This window comes from Pusillimonas sp. DMV24BSW_D (assembly GCF_011388195.1).
Taxonomy (GTDB): domain Bacteria; phylum Pseudomonadota; class Gammaproteobacteria; order Burkholderiales; family Burkholderiaceae_B; genus Neopusillimonas; species Neopusillimonas aestuarii.
Window position 1 is genome coordinate 2536904 of the sequence record NZ_CP049990.1, and the last position, 19813, is coordinate 2556716.

18 protein-coding genes are annotated in these 19813 nt (G+C 53.8%); 2 read left to right on the plus strand and 16 right to left on the minus strand.

Translation table 11 applies throughout. The annotated features are described in order from the left end of the window. Nucleotides 1-2: 2 nt before the first annotated feature. The 10 genes from G9Q38_RS12280 to G9Q38_RS12325 all read right to left on the minus strand — a co-directional run bounded on the left by G9Q38_RS12280 (nucleotide 3) and on the right by G9Q38_RS12325 (nucleotide 11682). Complete coding sequence (locus G9Q38_RS12280; RefSeq protein WP_166131408.1) at nucleotides 3-254, minus strand: sulfurtransferase TusA family protein; 252 nt, start codon at nucleotides 252-254, stop codon at nucleotides 3-5. Further along, nucleotides 251-2872, minus strand: coding sequence for an alanine--tRNA ligase (gene alaS, locus G9Q38_RS12285; RefSeq protein WP_166131411.1), 2622 nt, complete (start codon nucleotides 2870-2872; stop codon nucleotides 251-253). The genes G9Q38_RS12280 and alaS overlap by 4 nt, the downstream gene beginning before the upstream one ends. Nucleotides 2873-2930: 58 nt before the next feature. Continuing rightward, the gene (gene xdhC, locus G9Q38_RS12290; RefSeq protein WP_166131414.1) at nucleotides 2931-3878 is read right to left on the minus strand and encodes a xanthine dehydrogenase accessory protein XdhC; all 948 of its coding nucleotides are present in this window, start codon (nucleotides 3876-3878) and stop codon (nucleotides 2931-2933) included. Beyond that, on the minus strand, nucleotides 3871-6219 hold the full coding sequence (xdhB, locus tag G9Q38_RS12295) for a xanthine dehydrogenase molybdopterin binding subunit (RefSeq protein WP_166132401.1): 2349 nt from the start codon (nucleotides 6217-6219) through the stop codon (nucleotides 3871-3873). The genes xdhC and xdhB overlap by 8 nt, the downstream gene beginning before the upstream one ends. After that, nucleotides 6219-7676: a xanthine dehydrogenase small subunit gene (xdhA, locus tag G9Q38_RS12300; RefSeq protein WP_166131417.1), complete on the minus strand. Its 1458-nt coding sequence runs from the start codon at nucleotides 7674-7676 to the stop codon at nucleotides 6219-6221. The genes xdhB and xdhA overlap by 1 nt, the downstream gene beginning before the upstream one ends. Nucleotides 7677-7764: 88 nt before the next feature. Beyond that, entirely contained in the window at nucleotides 7765-8289 is a 525-nt protein-coding gene (locus tag G9Q38_RS12305) for an ureidoglycolate lyase (protein WP_166131420.1), read from the minus strand. A gap of 1 nt (nucleotide 8290) precedes the next feature. Continuing rightward, nucleotides 8291-9340 carry an allantoicase gene (gene alc, locus G9Q38_RS12310; protein WP_166131423.1) on the minus strand — a complete coding sequence of 350 codons (1050 nt, stop codon included), beginning with the start codon at nucleotides 9338-9340 and terminating at the stop codon, nucleotides 8291-8293. 119 nt (nucleotides 9341-9459) lie between these two features. After that, complete coding sequence (uraD, locus tag G9Q38_RS12315; RefSeq protein WP_166131426.1) at nucleotides 9460-9981, minus strand: 2-oxo-4-hydroxy-4-carboxy-5-ureidoimidazoline decarboxylase; 522 nt, start codon at nucleotides 9979-9981, stop codon at nucleotides 9460-9462. Further along, on the minus strand, nucleotides 9982-10908 hold the full coding sequence (gene puuE, locus G9Q38_RS12320; RefSeq protein ID WP_166131429.1) for an allantoinase PuuE: 927 nt from the start codon (nucleotides 10906-10908) through the stop codon (nucleotides 9982-9984). It lies immediately after the preceding gene. 9 nt (nucleotides 10909-10917) lie between these two features. Continuing rightward, complete coding sequence (locus G9Q38_RS12325) at nucleotides 10918-11682, minus strand: GntR family transcriptional regulator (RefSeq protein ID WP_166131432.1); 765 nt, start codon at nucleotides 11680-11682, stop codon at nucleotides 10918-10920. 105 nt (nucleotides 11683-11787) lie between these two features. Between G9Q38_RS12325 and uraH the strand changes: the two genes are divergently transcribed. Beyond that, complete coding sequence (uraH, locus tag G9Q38_RS12330; protein ID WP_166131435.1) at nucleotides 11788-12138, plus strand: hydroxyisourate hydrolase; 351 nt, start codon at nucleotides 11788-11790, stop codon at nucleotides 12136-12138. 39 nt (nucleotides 12139-12177) lie between these two features. Further along, on the plus strand, nucleotides 12178-13440 hold the full coding sequence (locus G9Q38_RS12335) for a urate hydroxylase PuuD (protein WP_166131438.1): 1263 nt from the start codon (nucleotides 12178-12180) through the stop codon (nucleotides 13438-13440). Nucleotides 13441-13484: 44 nt separating this feature from the next. On the opposite strand, the gene G9Q38_RS12340 is transcribed toward G9Q38_RS12335, so the two are convergent. From G9Q38_RS12340 to pilO2, 6 genes are all read right to left on the minus strand, one after another. Continuing rightward, complete coding sequence (locus G9Q38_RS12340; protein WP_166131441.1) at nucleotides 13485-14558, minus strand: type II secretion system protein; 1074 nt, start codon at nucleotides 14556-14558, stop codon at nucleotides 13485-13487. Beyond that, the gene (locus G9Q38_RS12345) at nucleotides 14521-15117 is read right to left on the minus strand and encodes a type 4 pilus major pilin (RefSeq protein WP_166132402.1); all 597 of its coding nucleotides are present in this window, start codon (nucleotides 15115-15117) and stop codon (nucleotides 14521-14523) included. The genes G9Q38_RS12340 and G9Q38_RS12345 overlap by 38 nt, the downstream gene beginning before the upstream one ends. Before the next feature lie 67 nt (nucleotides 15118-15184). Next, nucleotides 15185-16288: a type II secretion system F family protein gene (locus G9Q38_RS12350; RefSeq protein ID WP_166131445.1), complete on the minus strand. Its 1104-nt coding sequence runs from the start codon at nucleotides 16286-16288 to the stop codon at nucleotides 15185-15187. Continuing rightward, nucleotides 16285-17988, minus strand: a complete 1704-nt coding sequence (locus G9Q38_RS12355; RefSeq protein ID WP_166131448.1) for an ATPase, T2SS/T4P/T4SS family — start codon at nucleotides 17986-17988, stop codon at nucleotides 16285-16287. The genes G9Q38_RS12350 and G9Q38_RS12355 overlap by 4 nt, the downstream gene beginning before the upstream one ends. Continuing rightward, on the minus strand, nucleotides 17985-18515 hold the full coding sequence (locus G9Q38_RS12360) for a hypothetical protein (RefSeq protein ID WP_166131451.1): 531 nt from the start codon (nucleotides 18513-18515) through the stop codon (nucleotides 17985-17987). Before G9Q38_RS12360 ends, G9Q38_RS12355 begins: the two co-directional genes overlap by 4 nt. Continuing rightward, a complete protein-coding gene (gene pilO2, locus G9Q38_RS12365) occupies nucleotides 18499-19806 on the minus strand; it encodes a type 4b pilus protein PilO2 (protein ID WP_166131454.1) in 1308 nt (435 codons plus the stop codon). Before pilO2 ends, G9Q38_RS12360 begins: the two co-directional genes overlap by 17 nt. Nucleotides 19807-19813 lie beyond the last annotated feature (7 nt).

Genomic DNA, 19813 nt, shown 5'->3' on the forward strand with positions numbered 1-19813 from the left:
ATTTAACGCCGCGCCATGAAATGCAGAGCACTATCGGCCCCGGAGACTTGTGCCACAAGCGCATTTCCGGTTTGACGGGCAAAGGCCTGAAAGTCGCGCACCGCGTTGGGGTCGGTGGTAATCACTTTCAAAACCTGACCACTTTCCAGTTGCGCCAGGGCCTTCTTGGCGCGCAAAATGGGCAACGGGCATTTTAACCCAGTTGCGTCCACTTCCAATTGAAATTCCGGTAAAGATTGTTCCGAACCGCTCATGCCACCCGTTCCCGCACCCACGCCTCTACACTTTCCAACGCTTTAGGCAACGCCTGAACCTCGGTGCCGCCGCCCATGGCCATGTCGGGACGGCCACCGCCCTTGCCGCCTACCTGGCCGGCTACCAGCCCAACCAGATCTCCGGCTTTAACCTTGCCGGTTAAATCATTTGTTACACCGGCCACTAGGCTTATTTTGTCGCCATCTACCGTAGCCAATACCACAATGCCCGACTTAAGGCGTTGTTTCATATCGTCGACCATGCCGCGTAAAGCCTTGGCCTCCACCCCGGCCAACTGCCCCACCAACAAACGGCCACCACCGTTTAGCTCGATCGCTTGCGATAGTAAATCGTTACCCGCTGATGAGGCCAGCTTTTGCTGCAGACGCTGCACTTCCGCTTCGGCCGCTTTAAGCTGCCCTTGCAGCATGGAAATGCGCTGACCCAGCTCCGCAGGTTGCGTTTTCAATTGGCCGGCCGCATTTTGCAATGTCGCCTGGGTTTGCTGAACCCAGTTCACCGCGTTATCGCCTGTAATGGCCTCGATACGGCGCACACCTGCCGCCACACCACCTTCCGACACCACTTTGAACAAACCGATATCACCAGTGCGCGACACATGAGTACCACCACAGAGCTCACGTGAAAAACCAATATCAAGAACGCGAACCTCATCGCCGTACTTTTCACCAAACAAGGCAACCGCTCCGCCCTGCACGGCATCATCGTAAGACATAAGTTGTGCCGCAACCGCTTTATTTTCAAGCACCTGAGCATTCACAATCTGCTCAATTTCGGCAATTTCCTTTGCACTTACCGGGGCATCATGCGCAAAATCGAAACGGGTTTTTTCATGATCGACCAAAGAGCCACGTTGCTGTACGTGTTCACCCAATACATCGCGCAAGGCTTTGTGCAGCAAATGCGTGGCAGAATGGTTGCGCATGGTGCGAGCACGGCGCACGGCATCTACTGTTGCACGAACCGAATCACCCACCGCGAGCCGCCCCTGCTTGAGTCGTCCATGATGGCCGAACACTTGCGGTTGCACTTTCTGTGTGTCGTGCACTTCAAACAACGCATTATCGGTTTCCAGTAGTCCGGCATCACCCACCTGACCACCTGATTCGGCATAGAAAGGGGTAATGTCGAGCACCGCGATGGCATCTTGATCAGCCTCAATTTCATTCACCGCTGTACCGTTAAGGTACAAGGCTGTAATTTTGCCCTGCGCTTGCAGGTTTTCGTAGCCATCAAAGCGGGTATCGACCCCTTCGTAGCTCAACCCTTCCACGGCTTTGAATTTGCCGGCGGCACGCGCTTGTTCGCGCTGGCGTTCCATTGCTTGTTCGAAGCCGCTTAAATCGACGCCCACTTCCCGCTCGCGGCAGATGTCGGCGGTAAGGTCTACCGGAAAACCGTAAGTGTCGTAAAGCGTGAACAGTGTTTGGCCGTCGAGCACTTCTCCATCTTTAAGGCCAGACAGCGCGCCTTCCAGAATTTTCATGCCGTTTTCAAGCGTCTCGCTGAAACGGCTTTCCTCTTGACGCAATACTTGCTCCACCCGGGCTTGCTGGGCAGCCAACTCAGGGTATGCATCGCCCATTTGCTGTACAAGATCGGCGACCAATTTGTGAAAAAACAAGCCCGACTGACCCAACTTATGCCCATGCCGCAGGGCACGCCGTACAATGCGGCGCAGCACGTAACCCCGGCCCTCATTGCTGGGTATCACGCCGTCTATTACCAAAAAGCTGCAGGCACGAATGTGATCAGCAATCACTTTCAGCGAGTTGTTACCCAGATCGGCCGTATTGGTTTCACGCGCGGCGGCTTTAATAAGCGCCTGAAATAGGTCAATTTCGTAGTTCGAATGCACATGCTGCAAAACCGCAGCGATGCGCTCCAGCCCCATGCCGGTGTCAACACACGGGCTGGGCAACGGGTTCATATTGCCTTGCGCGTCGCGCTCGAACTGCATGAACACCAGATTCCAGATTTCAATGTAACGGTCACCGTCTTCATCCGGCGATCCGGGTGGACCACCCCACACATCCGGACCGTGATCGTAAAAAATCTCGGAACAGGGGCCGCATGGGCCGGTGTCGGCCATTTGCCAAAAGTTGTCGGAAGCGTACCGAGCGCCTTTATTATCCCCAATGCGCACAATACGATCTTTGGGCACATTCACTTCGTTGGCCCAAATGTCGTAGGCTTCATCGTCTTCTTCGTAGACCGTCACCCACAGCTTATCGGAAGGCAGCCCGTAAACCTGGGTCAATAGCTCCCAGGCATACATAATGGCGTCGCGTTTGAAATAATCGCCGAAGCTGAAATTACCCAGCATTTCAAAAAACGTATGGTGGCGCGCAGTGTAGCCTACGTTTTCCAGGTCGTTATGCTTGCCGCCGGCACGCACGCAGCGCTGTGAACTGACCGCACGCGTATAGCCGCGGGTTTCCTTGCCGGTAAAGACATCTTTGAATTGCACCATACCTGCGTTGGTAAAGAGCAATGTGGGGTCGTTGGCCGGAATTAACGGCGACGACGGCACCACCTGATGGCCTTTCGATTCAAAGAATGACAGGAATTTTTGACGTATTTCAGATGTCTTCATTTGCTGTGCAGCGTAATTGTTTGGCAAGAGTGAATGCAACCAGCGCAAGATTATAGACTTAGTCGAGCGAGAGCAACTGCGCAACAGCGGAAACAGCAATCACTTCCGGCAGTTTACTGGAGGTTTTCACCAGCCCGATGGGGCACTGCATACGCGCCACCATCGCTTCGGGAAACTGCCGACGCAAGCGCGATACGAAACGGGCCTTCTTGGTGGCCGAACCAATGAGCCCCAAAAAGCGAAACGATTTGCGCGCCATGATCTCCTGCACAATTTCAAGATCGAGCGCATGGTTGTGGGTTAACACCAGCCAACATGCATCGTTTGGCAAATCCCGCACGTCTTCTGCGTCTCCCTGCAGGCATTGCACATTGGCAGGAACCTGTTCGGGCCATAAGTCGTCGCGCGGGTCGAGCCAGATAACGTTCACCGGCAACGTACCCAGCACATTGATAATGGCGCGCCCGACATGACCGGCACCGCAAACGACAACCGTTAGGGACGCCGCCATGATACGGTCTTCCAGAACGCCTTGATCGTCGTCCCAACGCGCTTCGTCAACGTTAAACCCGGCAGCGGCTTGTTCCGATAAGTGAATTTGCACTGGATCTGCGTCATTAAACGGCACCCGTCGGATAACCGAGCGCCGCTGATCAAGCGCAGCCTCTACTTCATTGCACCAGGCCAGATCGGCTGCATCCAGACGTTCGAATGCCAGCCACACAACACCGCCACAACACTGCCCCAGGCTGGGCCCTAGCGCATAACGCTGCACTTTACGTTGCGGCGCTGCCGTACCGGCCAATGTTTCCCGGGCCAGTGCGATGGCCTGATATTCCAGATGCCCCCCACCGATCGTGCCCCACGTTTGTGTCTCGTTTACCCAAATTTTGGCTCCGCCACCCCGTGGGGCGGAGCCCGCCGAACGCAATACTGTTACCAGCACTGTCGGCTTGCCCGCCCGCAACCCCTCAACCGCTTCGGGCTGCCAAGCCGGGTTAGCCATGATCGGCGGCAACCTCGACGGCTTGCCCCAATTGCGAGGCCGGGCATCCGCCCACCGATTCCAGTGCTTTAAGTACGCATTCGGCCGTGGCTGGGGCATCCATAAGCGGCACTGCCTTGCGGTCGCCGGCCGCATGAACCGCATCACGAATAGCAAAGAAGACCGACAAAGCCAGGGGCAGTGGCGGCTCCCCCATGGCTTTGGATTGGTAAATACTGTCTTCGCGATTGTTGTTTTCGAAGAACGCCACATTGAATTGTGCCGGACAATCGGACACCGACGGGATTTTGTAGGTAGACGGCGCATGTGTCATTAAGCGGCCTTTGTCGTTCCACCAAAGTTCCTCTGCTGTCAACCAGCCCATACCTTGAATAAAGCCCCCTTCTACCTGACCCAAATCGACAGCAGGGTTAATGGGGCGCCCTGCGTCGTACAAAATATCAGCACGTACCAACCGGTTTTCGCCGGTAAGAGTGTCGATAATGACCTCGGCGCAGGCAGCCGCATACACAAAATAATAGAACGGGCGGCCGGTTAAGGTTTCCGTATCATAATGAATTTTCGGGGTACGATAAAAACCCGAAGACCACAACGGAATACGATTGGCGTGAGCCGTCTGCACGAACTTGGCAAATGGCACGCGAGCCTTGTCGCCACACTCTACATGGTTGTCGACAAAAGCCACTTCAGCAGCATCACAACCATAATGATCAGCCGCGAAATCAGCCAGCGCAGCCTTGATTTTGCGCACAGCCACCTGCGCCGCTTTACCGTTCAGGTCAGTACCCGTTGAAGCGGCGGTTGCCGAAGTATTGGGCACTTTCGATGTATCGGTTGCCGATGAACGAACATGCTTCAGGTCAACCCCCAGCTCCTCGGCCACGACCTGCGCGACCTTGGTATTCAGACCTTGACCCATTTCGGTACCACCATGGTTCACCAACACCGAACCGTCGGTATACACATGCACCAAGGCACCGGCCTGGTTTAACTGCGTCAGCGTGAAGGAAATACCAAATTTCACGGGTACCAGCGACAAGCCTTTCTTCAGCACCCGGTTGTTTGCGTTGAAGGCATCGACCTCTTTGCGACGCTCGCGGTATTGCGAGGTTTTTTCCAACTGGTCGACCAATTCATGGATGACATTGTCTTCCACCTTCATTTGATATGGGGTGATATTGCGATCGGTGCGGCCATAAAAATTAAGCTTGCGCACATCGAGCGGATCCCTACCCAGCTTGGCAGCGATATCTTCAATTACATACTCGATAGCCATAATGCCCTGCGGGCCGCCAAAACCACGAAACGCGGTATTCGATTGCGAATTGGTTTTTACCCGCAAAGACAAAATGTCGAACGTATCCAGATAGTAAGCGTTGTCGGAATGAAAAACCTGGCGGTCAGCCACCGCACCGGATAAATCGGCTGAATAACCGCAACGCAGTTGCTGGACGAATTTCACAGCCGTAATTTGGCCGTCGTCGGTATAGGCAACGTCGTACTCAACGCGGAAGTCGTGCCGTTTACCGGTAATCATGAAGTCGTCGTCACGGTCGGCGCGAATTTTTACCGGGCGGCCTGTTTTTTGGGCCAGCATGGCTGCGTTCACGGCGAACTGCCACGATTGGGTTTCCTTGCCACCGAACCCCCCCCCCATGCGGCGGCACTGCACTTTAATGGTGTGCGAAGGCTGGTGCAACACATGGGAAATCATCAGCTGCATTTCAGTGGGGTGCTGCGTCGACGCGAACAACTGCATCTCACCGTCTTCACCGGGCACCGCGTACGATACCTGCCCTTCCAGATAAAACTGCTCTTGCCCACCACAATAAAAACTACCTTGATGGCGATGTGGGCCGGCATTCAGCTTGCCTTCCATATCGCCCTGAGCGATGCGTACCGGAGGTAAAACGTAAGACTCTTTCTCTGCGCCTTCCTGCACATCAAGCACAGGATGCAAATCTTCATACTCAACTTCGGCCAACTTCACCGCTCGACGTGCCAAGTCGTAGGAAGTGGCTGCCACGGCGAACATGGGTTGCCCGTAGTACTCGACCACGCCGTCGGCCAATACCGGCTCATCCGCTTTAGCCGCGCCGATATATTTATCACCGGGAACATCTTCAGCTGTAATCACCGCCACCACGCCCGGCGCCGAGCGCACTTTCGACAAATCGAGTTTCGTGATGCGGGCATGAGCACGTTCAGACAGGCCAAACGCGCCATATAGCGTACCCTGCCACTCGGGGATGTCGTCGGTGTACTGAGCACGACCGCTTACGTGCAAGTGAGCACTCTCGTGAGGAGCGACTGTGCCGACTGTTCGATATTTACTTTTCATCATACGACCTCCGTGCTGATGCGCGTGGCGGTTTCTCCCGAGCTTTCAAGATAGAACCGGTATATAAGATTGCGTGCGGTTTGCAGGCGATAATCGCTGGTGGCCCGCATGTCAGTTAAGGGCTGGTAATCTTGCCCCAGCGCAGCCATAGCTGCAGCAACGGTTTGCTCATTCCAGGGTTGGCCAACCAGAGCTTTTTCCGCTTCGTACGCACGACGCGATGTGGCCGCCATGCCTCCGTGTGCGATACGTATCGAAGCTACTGTGTCGCCATCCAGCTGAATGGCATAGGCACTGCATACCGCCGAGATGTCCTGGTCAATTCGTTTTGAAAGTTTGTAGGTTGCCACCTTGATGGCCGGGTTACGCAGAGGCACCTTAATGGCTTCCAGGTATTCGCCCGGCTCGCGGTCTTGCTTGCGGTAATCCAGATACAAATCCTCAAGTGCCAGCTCGCGACGGCGATCACCCTTGCGCAAGACCACCCGGGTTTGCAGGGCAATTAACAACGGGGCAGTATCACCAATAGGCGAACCATTGGCAACATTACCCACCAATGTGCCCGAATTACGAATGGGCATGGAAGCAAACCGTTTCCATAACTCGGTGGCTTCGGGGTACTGCTTGGCCAGTGCCTCGTAACCTTCGTTCAATAGCACCGCAGCGCCAATAACCAGATGGTTATCCTCTTCTTTGATATAGGCCGCATCAGCCACATTACCTAAATAAATGACCTTGGAAAAATGCTTTAGCTGCTTGGTAACCATTAAGCCCAGGTCGGTGCCGCCGGCCAGCAAGGTCGCATCGGGGTGTTCATTGAACAATTGCGCCAATTGGTTGCTGGTTGTGGGTGCCCAATAGGTTTTATCGGGTGTTTCAATAAGCAGTGGCTCTTGGGTTTGATCGTGCAGTTCCTGAAGCTGTTGCTTAAGCGTTTCAAGCGCCTGATCGGCTTCCGGATACTGCCCCATATTCATGGTGGCATCGATAATGGGCCGATACCCGGTGCAACGACATAAATTGCCCGACAAATTATCCAGCACTTCTTCGCGGCTTGGCCGCACCTGGCCTTTGCGGTACATGGTGTACATCGACATGATAAAACCGGGCGTGCAGAAGCCGCATTGCGAGCCATGGTAATCCAGCATGGCTTGCTGCACCGGATGCAATGGCTCGCCGTGCGCCGCCAAGCCCTCTACTGTCCACAGTGCTTTGCCGTCTAGGGTGGGCAAGAAGCGAATGCAGGCATTAATGGCGCGAAATGCAACCTGACCGTCTTCCAGCGAGGCTTCGGTTACGGTACATGCCCCGCAATCCCCCTCGGCACAGCCTTCTTTCGTACCCACCAGCCCCGCCTGGTTGCGTAAGTACTGCAGCACGGTTTGGGTGGGGGATTCAGGCACCACGGTATGCAACTGCCCATTCAAATAAAAACTTACTGTGTGTCTTTGCGTCATTCTTTCATCTCCGGTGAGGATCGGCTTTTAAACCGACCCCGCCGTGCAAACGTGAAGCCCGCACGGCGGCTTCATTCTTATTATTGGATCAGACGGGTGCCGGCTCTGCAAACGTGCCGTCTAATGTATAAACCTGGTTCAAATTACATTCATCGCAATTGGGTGCAGAACCAATTCGATCAACCACAATAAAATTGCCGCCTGGCCCCAAATTGAGCAAAGGGTGATGCCACACCCCGGCGTGATAATTCACCCCCTGATCGCCATTTACATAAAAAGCTTGTAAACCGGTTTCATCCGGGCGATCGTTCGCACCACCGGGGGCCACCACGGCAATAAAAGCGTTGCCGGAGGTGGGAATCCAGGCCTGGCTGCCCAACGGATGGCGCTCGAGCATGGCCACTTCAATGGGAAACGCAAATGCCTGTCCCACCGTCATGCTGATTCCGGGCTCACCGTCGTCTCCTTTCACCTGGATCTTCCCTAGATGATGATAACGCTGAGTGGTGCCGCTGTTAATGGGGAAAGCGTCACCCTCGCGTGTTGAAATGACATCGCCAAAAGGCGCGAACGCCTCTTTGGTTAACGGTTTTAACTTTAATACCTGTGGCACATTAACCCCCTTTCTTGGCCAGGCGACCCCAAATGCGCAAGCGGCTAACCCCGCCGTCGGGGTGCATATTCAATTTGACATGCGTCACTGCGCCAAGTTCTTCCAGTTGGTCACGCTCGAAAAAATGCTGCTTGTCGGGCCCCATTTTTTGTTCGCGCAGCAACACCGGCCAGAACATGGCCTGTGTGATCGTCGATTGATCAGTACCGTACGTGACATTAGCGGCCTGAATGGAAACACGATCGGGGTAGTTCCCTTTGAAGTGTGCGGTGTCGACTTCGATCTTTTCAACGATAACAGGATGGCCCAGCTCGACCACCACCCAGTCGTAACCGGGTTCGCGGCGGCGGCGGGTTTCCCAGCCGTCTCCCATGTTCACCCCGCGGCCGGGCATCACCAAGCGGAACGGCACGCCGAAGTGGGCGTCGTTAAAGCCCACAATGCGGCCGCCATTGGCCAGTGCCGATACCTCATACAATGCATCGGGGTCTTTCGATGTCCAGTCGGTTGCCGGCTGGCCATACACACGGAAACGGGCCACCCCACCATCGGGGTAGATATTCAAACGACAGTGAGTCCAGCGACGATCGTCATTAAACTCGATGAAGTGGTGAGTACTGGGCGACAGAGTGGTGGAAGGCACAATTTCCGTCCAGACAGTCGACTCGTCGGGGGTATCTTCACAATAGCAGGCCAGCACGGAAGCCGCCGGTGGATAATTACCGGTGAAATGACTGGTGTCGATATCAATACCTTTAATGACACCCGAAACACCCAGTTTGATAACGGCATAATCATGCCCACCGTCACGGCGGCGGCGCGTTTCCCAGCCGTCCATCCATTTACCGTGGTCGTCGAACTTACCCACAATAAAAACGGGTTCGGCCGACTGCAGCATGCGATTGGCTTCACCAAACCATTGATCGGAGCATTCAATTACTTCGGCACCGAAGTCATCGAGCGCCAGATTCGCATAACGATTCACAAACTCCGGAAACTCAACGCTTGGGGCGTTAATGACCGTACCAACGGGCATATGAGGCGCTGCCATGACTACACTCCTGACAAAACAAAAATTAGAAAACCGATTAACGGATTGATTAAAACAACTGTTCTCCGGCATTTTTTGCCCGCCGGACGGCAATCACTCGTCAAACAAGCCTATTGGGCTTAAGCAGTAGTTACCAGGTCGTTCAGACGGAAACCACCAATTTTGTAGATTTGCTGCAAGCTTTCACGCTTTTCATCTTCAACCGAAAGCTGCAAACGTCGTTCAAATTGCTGAATAATGCCGGCACGGTCATAACCTTTCACAGCCAAAATAAAAGGAAAGCCAAACTTTTTGTTATAGGCTTCATTTAACTCGGTGAGGCGGGCATATTCCTGTGGCGAGCACTGATCAAGGCCGGCACCGGCCTGTTCCGACGTGGACTCCTCAGTGAGTTCGCCCCGTACTGCGGCCTTACCGGCCAGCTCCGGGTGAGCACGAATCAATTTGAGTTGAGCTTGTTCACCGGCCCCTTCAATTTGCTTCACCATAGCGGCATGTAATTCCGCTACGCTTTTATAGGGCCGAGCGCTAACGGCACCTTCAGCCACCCACGGTGAGTGTTCGAAAATACCCCCCAAAAGCTTGACGAAATCAGCTTCCGGCAATTGATTTAACTCAGAAAGTGAAACTTTTTTGGTCATTCAAACCTCTTGAAATGGATGATGCTCAACCCAGTGACGCGCAATATCGGCACGGCGACATACCCAAACACGATCATGACGCTGGATATAGTCGAGAAAACGTTGTAAAGCCACAAAACGCCCGGGACGCCCGATTAGGCGGCAATGCAAACCCACCGACAACATTTTGGGCGCTTCTTCCCCTTCTGCATACAACACGTCAAAAGCGTCTTTCAAGTAACTGAAGAAATGCTCACTGGTGTTGAAGCCCTGCGGTGTTGCAAAACGCATATCGTTGGTATCAAGCGTGTAAGGCACCACCAAATGAGGCTTAAGCGTCCCGTCTTGCCGTTCAACTTGTGTCCAGAATGGCAGGTCGTCCCCATAGTAATCAGAGTCGTAAAGAAATTGCCCCTCTTCCACGACCAGACGGCGGGTATTGGGGCTATCGCGCCCGGTATACCAGCCTAACGGGTGTTCGCCCAATAAGGCGGTAATGACCTCTACACAGCGCTGCATGTGCTCGCGCTCGATTGACTCAGGCATAGACTGATAATGAATCCAGCGATAGCCATGGCAGGCAATCTCGTGGCCCAGCTCAACAAACGCCTGCGCTACTTCAGGGTGACGCTCAAGGGCCATGCCGACGCCGAAAACCGTTAAAGGCAATTTACGTTTTTCGAACTCACGCAAAATACGCCATACGCCGGCACGCGAACCATATTCGTATATGGACTCCATTGACATATGGCGATCGGGATACGCCGCCGCCCCGACAATTTCCGACAGAAATTGTTCGGAAGCCGGATCGCCGTGCAACACACAGTTTTCACCGCCTTCTTCGTAATTCAGCACAAACTGAACCGCAATTTTGGCCTTGCCAGGCCATTGTGCATGTGGCACATTGCGACCATAACCGATCAGGTCACGGGGATACTCAACGGGCATGCAAGCTCCTTAACGTTTTACGGTAAATACCGACCAGGGATCGGGCTTGCGAGTTTGGGTTTCCTCAACCCTATGCTCGCAATCTTCCAGGTGGTGACACATGGCCGCTATTGCCCCTTCGCGGTTGCCGGCCAGTAATAAATCTAGAATCTGGTCGTGCTCCATATACGAGCACGTGCTTGAACTGGGGGTGTCGTGAAACGCAATAATCAGTGTGGTCCGGCAACACAGCGCGTGCATGAACTCAGTAAGAACATGGTTTCCCACCAGACGTGCCATCTTTACGTGAAACGCGTTCGACAACCGCAACCAGCTAATTCGATCACCTGTTTCAAACGCCTCCTTTTCCTGGCGCACCATTTCCCGCAAAGGTTCCAGACGCGCGGACAAATCAGACATTTGCAGCAACTTGTCGATCAAAACACACTCCAGCGTTCTGCGTGCCTCGAAAACCTCTCGTGTTTCCGCTGGATCTGGTTGCCATACATATGCGCCCCTGTTCGGCAACAACACGACAATTTTGTCGTGCCCCAACTGTGCCAGCGCCGCGCGCACGGTTGCACGCGAGCAACTGAAAATATCGCACAACGCCGATTCGGTCAGTTTTGCGCCAGGAAGCAAGCGCCGATCCATGACGGCATCGAAAATTTCTGCGTAAACGCGGTCCACCTCAGAGACCCGCCCTATTTTTTGGCCGCGCCTTTCAAGCAGCGAAGACGCACGCGGGGCGGTACTTTCCCCTTGCAGATCATCGTGTTGGTCTAAATAAAGCATGCCCTTATTCGCCCCGGTCGTTGCATTTCACAAAATCACGTCTTGACAATTATTGGCTCTTAAAACAAAATCGTCAACATAAATTGTTAACAATTTGGAGGATTCATGGGAAAACTATCCACCCACGTACTCGATACCATGCATGGAGGCCCGGCCAAAGGCGTCAAAATTGAGCTGTACGCCGCCGGCGAAACCCGGAAACTCCTGAAAACAGACACGACCAACGCCGACGGTCGTTGCGAAACCCCGTTACTCGGTCCCGATGAAATTCAGGCGGGGGTGTACGAACTCGTTTTTCACGCGGGCGATTACTTCGCAGCCAGAGGCGTGGTGATGCCCAATCCTCGGTTTGTCGATCAAGTTGTTATCCGGTTCGGCGTCGCGAACCCTAAAGAAAACTATCACGTCCCCTTGGTGGTCACTCCTTGGACATACTCCACTTATCGCGGTAGTTAATGCACGCCTCACCCGTCCCCAACCTCGGAAAATAAAATCATGGAAGCCTACCTGGTCGAATTCGGAAACTTGCTGTTGCGTTGGTTGCATGTTATTGCCGCCATAGCCTGGATTGGTGAGTCAATCTACTTCGTCATGCTCGACAATAGCCTGAAAACGCCCACCGACGATGCGGTAAAAAAGCGCGGTGTGCTGGGTGAAATGTGGGCTGTGCATGGCGGCGGCTTTTATCACAACCAAAAGTACATGACCGCACCAGCCGAGTTGCCGAAAGACCTGCATTGGTCGTTTTGGAAGGCTTATACCACCTGGCTGTCGGGTTTTGCCCTTTTCGTCATCATGTATATGTCGAACCCGGCTTTTTATTTAGCCAACCCATCCAGCCCATGGGAATGGGTGCGAGAACTATCAGGGTGGCAAGTTAACGTTATCGCCATTCTCTTCCTGATCGCCGGATGGGTCGTTTACGACCAGCTTTGCCGGCGCATCAGCCCCAACATGGAGCGCGACGGCATATTAAGTATTGGCGTCGCCGTCATGATGGTTATTGTTGCTTACCTTAGCGTACATGTTTTTCAGGGGCGCGCAGCTTTTCTCATGACGGGTGCGGTCATGGCCACCGCCATGTCGGCTAACGTGTTCTTCTGGATTATCCCCGGTCAACGTCGCATGGTTAACGCCATGAAAAAAGGCGAAGCGCCGAACCCCCTGGACGGCAAGCGGGGCAAACAGCGCTCGGTTCACAACACCTATTTCACGCTGCCTGTTGTGTTCCTGATGCTAAGCAACCATTATTCATTCACCTACACCAGCCCATACGCCTGGATCATCATGAGCCTGTTCATTTTTTCAGGTGCGACGATTCGCCAGTATTTTGTGTTGCGGCATCTGGGCCAAAACAAAATTGCATATCCAATAGTCGGCGTAGCGTTGCTTATTTTGATTGCATTCCTGGCCGCACCGGCGAGCAAGCAGTCTACGAGCGGTAATCAAGCCACCACGAACTCACAAGCCGCAGACCTAGTCACCCAGGGTACGGCCGGCAATGTACCCATAGCAAATGGCGAAATGGCTCGGGTAATGGAAATCGTGGAAGCCCGCTGCGTGCAATGCCATGCAGCGCAGCCCACACAAGCGGGGTTCGCGTCGGCACCTGCCGGTCTTGCCCTGGAAACAGAACAGCAGGTAATGGCCAATCCCGCACTCATCAAACAGGTCACTGCTAGTGGCTACATGCCTTTGGCCAATATGACGAAAATGACCGACGAAGAGCGCGAATTCATTGCCAACTGGACCCCGTGATCTCCTCTGAAGCAAATAATCTAAAACCACTTGCCGGCTGAAACTTAACCAACACACATATAACCCCGGGTTCGACCCGCGCCTGCATCAATGCCGCTGTCTGCAATACGCACTGCGGTATAACTAGTGGGACAAGTGCAGGCGCCGGTTACCGGGTTCATGGTATCCATGGTGCAACCGGTCGAGCTATTCACCGAGAAACCGCCTCCGCCCACCCCGCCGGCCGACACCCAGCGCATTCCGCGACACACAAGCAATCCACCAAAATTTTCCCGGGCCACCAAACCGTCCTCTGAACAAGGCGCCTGCGCAAAAGCCCGATACCCCAACCATAATGTATCGGCCGCTCGCAAGGATTGCTCAGTCGTAACCGTACCTTGAACCGAAAGTGCTGCCTGAAACTGGGGATCCCGTTCATCCTTCACCTTCAGAAAATCCATGGCCTGGGTTTGTTCAACCGTCACGGCCATAGCCACCGCGCCAGCCGGCAACGCCGTCATGCCCATTTCCGGGGGATTCAAAAACTCAAAACTTGCACCCGCAATCCGGTTTGGTGTAGCGGCAAACACGGCCCCCCCTTCGCCTCGCGCGGCAAGTAACCATTGAGCTTGCATGGCGGCATAATCAGCGGAACCGATTTCAGGCATCAATGCCCCATCTGTATAAATTAGCGCCTGTAAATCACAGTCTTGCCCAGGGCAGGCGCCGGAACGAAGAATATGCAACGCCAGCGCCGGACCAGATGCGAATCGCGCAGGAAATCCCTGGGGCAACAATGCCTGGTTAATAAGCTCAGAAATCGTGGGCCGAGCCCAATTTTCGTAACCCTCCGCATTCAATGCAGTCGCACTTTCAGCCATACGAATCGTCGAACCATGCCTAGCCAAATAATGCGTTGCCGCTGTTTTGGCAGTTCGCATCCAGCTTGCCGACGACTGTGCGACCGAATCGTTTATGCGGTTAACCCACATGTCAGCAGCCCATACGGCCAACAGTGTTGAGATCAAGGCGGCAACTATCAGTTCCAGCAGCGCAAACCCGCGATGATCAGTTTCACGCCGCAATGCCTGAGCATTGGACCTAACCTGCGATGAACACAAAATCATTAACATCGCCATGTTCGCACTCCGACTCAGTTTCAATAGCGCTATACGGTGTAGACGCATCTTTAATCGTCACTCCCGCAACTGTCATCGTCTCGGACACCCTCTGCATAATCGACGCAATCGACGGACAAGCCACGTGACTGACATTCGACAAAGAAATTGAAAATGCCGCCCCCATATCTTCAGCCTGCACACTGACGACCCCATCTGTCCCCAGGCCGTGAGCGACAACCGTAGTCGCGTCCGAGCCGGAAACAGAAAACAGCCCAGAATCTCCCACCATTCTGGCAAAGCTGGCTGTGGTAATCGCGTTATATGGTTCGGCACTTCCTGATGACGCATTCACCCGGGTATGTAAAACGAAACGCGCCAGTTCCTCTCCGACCTTGGGAACTTTATTCTCAACTAAATAATTGCCGATGGCCGGAATACCGATAATAGCCAGCAACAGAACAATAGCGGTGACAACCGCAACTTCCACCAGAGAAAAACCACGTTGAAAACGCAGTCCCGACGGCGTTAAACCACCTGCCTTCGCTGATGATCTCGAGCAGAACAGAGAAAAAGTCATTGCATTCGACATAAAATCACTCCTGTAAGAATAAAACCGCCAATTGATTAGGCACTACGAAAGAAACTCAATGGGCCGAGTAATAAACCATCAGCGCCCGACGCAAGTCATCGATTGCGGCGTAATGCCAAAGACCCAGCGCCAACAACCCTATTGCGCACGCCAAAAGCACCAACCAGCGCAAACCTGCGATCTGAAGACGAACCGTTCCCAGCATTTGCTGTTCAAGCCTTTGCCGCGTCAAAATCAACGCTTGCGCTAGACTACGCGCCATGGTCATGTCTTCCAGATACCAAAGCAGTTCTCGATCGAGCAGCCCTGTATCGAGCGATCGGGCACCCACGACCCCCGCATCAATCCGGGCCAGCATCCGGCACAAATGTTCCTCCATCCACCGCGTTGAGCCGGCTCGCAAGGCCTCAATGGCCGTGCGCAACTGCACCGAACCTTTCCCATCTGCCTCAAGCAAAACGACCAATACAGCCAAAAAACGCATGGTTTGCACCAGGCGATACAATCGCCACAACAAACTGGCGTCCAAGATCACCCTAAAAGACCCGACCAGGTTGGACAGTGACCAAACAACGAGCCACACGAAAATGCACAGGAAAACGGGCACAAACCACCAAAACTGCTCGACGTATTCCGCGAATCTGAACAAGGCATTTGCAGTCGCCCCGTAGTATTCATGGGGCAAGCTACTGAAAACCTGCTGCAACCTCGGTACCGTAAATAGCGGCATAGCAAGAGTCATGCCAAGCAGCACTAATACGGCAATCAACGCAGGCAACACCCCCGCCCACATCATGCGGCGTATCGATTCAATTAATCGGCATGCGTGTGCCAGATCACTCAAACTGTTAATGAGCGGGCGGTTCCCGGAACGTTGCGCAGCACGCAGTACCACACATTCCGCTGCTGGAAAGTATCCTTCCCACGTTTCCGATACGTCTCCACCTGTAAGCGGGTAACGTTGTGCCCAATGAGCAGACAAACATCCACGAGCCGTTCTCAAACCATAACGATCCGCGTCTCGTTCAAAAATTTCTTTTAGCGTCACGCGGCCTTGCGACCCCGTTAACAAGCACGACAAGTACTCGTAGTAATCGGCACGCTGATGATGAAAACGCCACGTCATGAATTTCAACATGTTGTTATGTGCAAACCTCATGTATTACACCTGCGCATCTGTCGTAATCGGCGCTCTGTTTCAAATGCATGAAAACGCGTTTCGATGTCACGAGGATCTACCAAACCCTGAAATACTTTTTGCATAGCGATGGCAAACGCGCCATCTTCCTGGGATATTTGCAAAGTGCCATAGTTCGCCGACCTCAATGCCTGGTAGTACCCATGAGTCAGTGCAGGCTCCAAACAATGTGCGGCGACGGTACGCCCTGAATAACCCGATAACTCAGGTAAATGGCGATTAATGCAGTTGGAACAACCATTGGGGTTGCGGAACTTCAACGCACTAATACTTCCTTCAAACAAATGCTGAATCAGATCCAACATTGCAACGGGGGGTGTTTTTATTTTCGTGGCGGGTAATGCACACTCCCGACAGAGTGTCGGCAACAGCACCTGATAAACGAGCATTTTCAAGACACCCGGGGTGGCCAGGAAGTCTCGCGGCACACCAACAGAAGCCGATGCCAACCGCTCTCCCGCAAGCAAAGCAGAGGCTGCGTGAGTGGTGCTATAGACACTTACGCCGGAACTCGCCAGGTCAACGAAAGCCCTGCCTGTTTCCAAGTCACGAATTTCGCCCAACAATACATCCGTCATGGCTGATCGTTTCAATGCCATTAGTTTTGTGGCAAAACGACTACCAGAAAGTGTGTCGACATCGCGCGCAATTGCGCTTTGAACCGCACGAGGTATTAAATACTCAACGGGATCCTCCAGTGTCATCACTTTGCGATGTGCGGGAATAGCCGCCATCAAAGTGGCCAGCGTAGTTGACTTGCCCGACCCTACACTCCCTGCGAATAGAATCGCGCCGCCTTCGGAGGTAGCCACCCGCTCTATTTGATTGACCTGATCCGGCAAATACCCCAGTTTCAACAAATCATTCTGAGGCGCAATCTGATCGCGCAACAATAAACGTAAACACACGCTGGGTCCGCGCTCGGCAGCCATGGAGGCCCAGCGTAATAACACCCGCCTCCCTCCAACTACTCGACTCATGGCCCCCTGTTGTTCTGCCAGTGGATCGAACACCGCTCCATTTCCTGCCCGAATGTCCATCCAGGCAACTGCAACCATATCCATCAAGTTAGCAGTTGATATCCCGCAGAAACGTTCGGGCATCACGTAACGACCGGCAATCGTGAAGCGCACCTCCGACTCGGGAGCATCCAGAAAGATATTGATGTGCACATCACTGGCCTGATTAACCACACCCCATTCGACCATGTCCTGAAAGGCGGCGGCCAGCGTCGTCGTCCGATATGCACCGTCAACAGCATTATTGAGCACGGCAACCGCTCCCAGCGCTTGCCCACGTGCAATTGCCATTAACATAGTTGCCGAGACGACATAACGTTGCGGCTCGGCCAGTTCGTAACCGCTCGCACTTAACCGCCGGGCCAGCTCATCCGCCTGGTCGCCGGCCACGTCGGCAGCCAGTGCCAGCAAAACCACTTTATTATCGGCACGTTGAACGGGGCAGATCCGATTAGCTAAAGCATCAATGTCCAAGTCTTTAACCAGCGTTCGCACGAGCGCCGGCGACAAGGCCCTTAATGCATCAAAATTAGATAATTCAATCGCACGGCTCACATCAAACCGCTCGAAACAGACAGGCTCCGATACCTCAAAGCCCGGTAGAACCGCATACTTGCGCTTGCCTCGCATGAACAGACTCATGGCGTATCCCCTGAATCGGTATCCATACACACGCGTTGCGACTTTCCCTTGCGCATCAACGTTAGACAACGGCCCTTCATCCCTACAAGACGATAAACAGTTTCGCCAGACGTCACCCCCACGGGCAATGCTTTTCCATTGATGTAAGTTAAGGTGCGTGTACCTGCCTGTACTTCAGCCACCAGTTTGCTGCCAGTACCGTAAAGCGCTGTCATACGCACTTTTGAATGAGGTAATTCCAGACGAGACTCCCTACCACCGGGCATTTTTCTTGTCTGCTCCAAACGGGCCGACTGTTGGCGCGCATGAGCCAGCGCCAAGGCCATTTCCATTCTCATCAACGCACGCACAGATACCAATTCCTCAGTCAACGCGTTGTTATCGGTTTTCTCCGCAACCCCAACGGTTTCACCCAAGTCAATCGTCTGCGCATTTGCACAAACACTCAATAAAAGCCACAAGGCCAACACAATCGATACGCATCGCTTCAGAAAGCACGCGGAAAACAAGTCATTCAACACGTTCATGAAACTCCCCCTCAAGTAACAAATGCAACTGACTGGCGCGTGCGCCCGGAACAATCTTGTCTTTAAGGGAAAGACGTGCGCGTGACCAACGGATTGCATTCAAATCGGCTAATAACAAAACATACGAACGCAGTGGCCCCGAAAGTTGAAGGGAGCGAGACTGGTAGGTCGTTAATCCGTCAGGTCGCGGCAAAACGTTTCCCTGAGGATCTATGGGTGCTGCTATCGCAAACGGCTTGGCTTCTCCCCATATGATGCGGTCAAAAGCAATGCTTGAGCGTTGCAGAATGCCCAACCAGGTTTTACGACTTTCTGCCGCAGTTGCGATATGCATCTGAGCGAGTGTCAGTTCAAGGTAAGGAACAGACCAAATAGCCGAAACCCGATCCAGATCACGCGGCTCCAACGTCCAGGAAGCCGGCAAAGCAGACTCGAGCGCCTGAACATCCGTTGCAGGATGGCGGCGAAGAAACTGCGCGACACAATGCCAAAGTTGCCGCGCAGGCAGGCACTCAACTTGTTTTAACCGCCACCCCGAAGGCGTCACGGCCACCCCATAAAGTGCCTCCAGCAACCGTTGTGTTCCTTGAACTCCATGCACAAAAACCCGATCCAAGGCCGCTTCCTGAGCCGCACGCCACCGACGCTCATGGCTTTGCGTCGTTGCCGCCAATATTTCTGAGTCCGCAGCCGATTCGGTCGCGCTGAAACTTGCAAAAATCACGAGTCCCACGACTAAGGCGACAATCGTGACCGAGATCCAGACGGACACTCCAACCCATGTTCGACGGCGCGCTTGCAGCATGCTGGCCTGCCCTGCATGTTGAGCCAAGAGCCCTAGACTCGGCGCGTCTTTATCGCGGCCCGATTGCAAATAGGCCATCCGGGGATAAGCGCGACGCAACTCCACCACAACTGCATCGAATGACTCGGGGTCAGATGCAAGAATATCGGTGCGTATCACAACAACACCTTCGTGAACCGCCACAAGCCACCAACAATCCGGTGCCAAGTTCAAACACACAACCCACGTACCGCTCTGATACAAAGTAGCCACATTCTGTGCGGCGGAGAAAACCACTTCTCTATTCATGCCCGAGGCTTTGCGTCGGGAAATATTGGCCAACCCAACCGCCGCCGTCTTATCGGACGCCAAGACAAAATGACTGGCCCGATAACGACCCGCCCTGCGCCGAGCTTCCCGTCTGCCCAACGATTCAATCAGCGGCAACCATTCCAGCCCAAATGCCAAGGTTTTCCCCGCAACAGACTTAAGAAGAGATTCTTTCATCGTCTCA

Coding starts and splice junctions, on each gene's coding strand:
- alaS (WP_166131411.1), bottom strand. CDS start 2,872: ATGAAGACATCTGAAATACGTCAAAAATTCCTGTCATTCTTTGAATCG.
- uraH (WP_166131435.1), top strand. CDS start 11,788: ATGGGAAAACTATCCACCCACGTACTCGATACCATGCATGGAGGCCCG.
- G9Q38_RS12325 (WP_166131432.1), bottom strand. CDS start 11,682: ATGCTTTATTTAGACCAACACGATGATCTGCAAGGGGAAAGTACCGCC.
- G9Q38_RS12335 (WP_166131438.1), top strand. CDS start 12,178: ATGGAAGCCTACCTGGTCGAATTCGGAAACTTGCTGTTGCGTTGGTTG.
- alc (WP_166131423.1), bottom strand. CDS start 9,340: ATGGCAGCGCCTCATATGCCCGTTGGTACGGTCATTAACGCCCCAAGC.
- G9Q38_RS12350 (WP_166131445.1), bottom strand. CDS start 16,288: ATGAGGTTTGCACATAACAACATGTTGAAATTCATGACGTGGCGTTTT.
- G9Q38_RS12280 (WP_166131408.1), bottom strand. CDS start 254: ATGAGCGGTTCGGAACAATCTTTACCGGAATTTCAATTGGAAGTGGAC.
- xdhC (WP_166131414.1), bottom strand. CDS start 3,878: ATGGCTAACCCGGCTTGGCAGCCCGAAGCGGTTGAGGGGTTGCGGGCG.
- G9Q38_RS12340 (WP_166131441.1), bottom strand. CDS start 14,558: ATGGCGATGTTAATGATTTTGTGTTCATCGCAGGTTAGGTCCAATGCT.
- pilO2 (WP_166131454.1), bottom strand. CDS start 19,806: ATGAAAGAATCTCTTCTTAAGTCTGTTGCGGGGAAAACCTTGGCATTT.
- xdhA (WP_166131417.1), bottom strand. CDS start 7,676: ATGACGCAAAGACACACAGTAAGTTTTTATTTGAATGGGCAGTTGCAT.
- G9Q38_RS12355 (WP_166131448.1), bottom strand. CDS start 17,988: ATGAGTCTGTTCATGCGAGGCAAGCGCAAGTATGCGGTTCTACCGGGC.
- G9Q38_RS12360 (WP_166131451.1), bottom strand. CDS start 18,515: ATGAACGTGTTGAATGACTTGTTTTCCGCGTGCTTTCTGAAGCGATGC.
- uraD (WP_166131426.1), bottom strand. CDS start 9,981: ATGACCAAAAAAGTTTCACTTTCTGAGTTAAATCAATTGCCGGAAGCT.
- xdhB (WP_166132401.1), bottom strand. CDS start 6,219: ATGAAAAGTAAATATCGAACAGTCGGCACAGTCGCTCCTCACGAGAGT.
- G9Q38_RS12345 (WP_166132402.1), bottom strand. CDS start 15,117: ATGACTTTTTCTCTGTTCTGCTCGAGATCATCAGCGAAGGCAGGTGGT.
- puuE (WP_166131429.1), bottom strand. CDS start 10,908: ATGCCCGTTGAGTATCCCCGTGACCTGATCGGTTATGGTCGCAATGTG.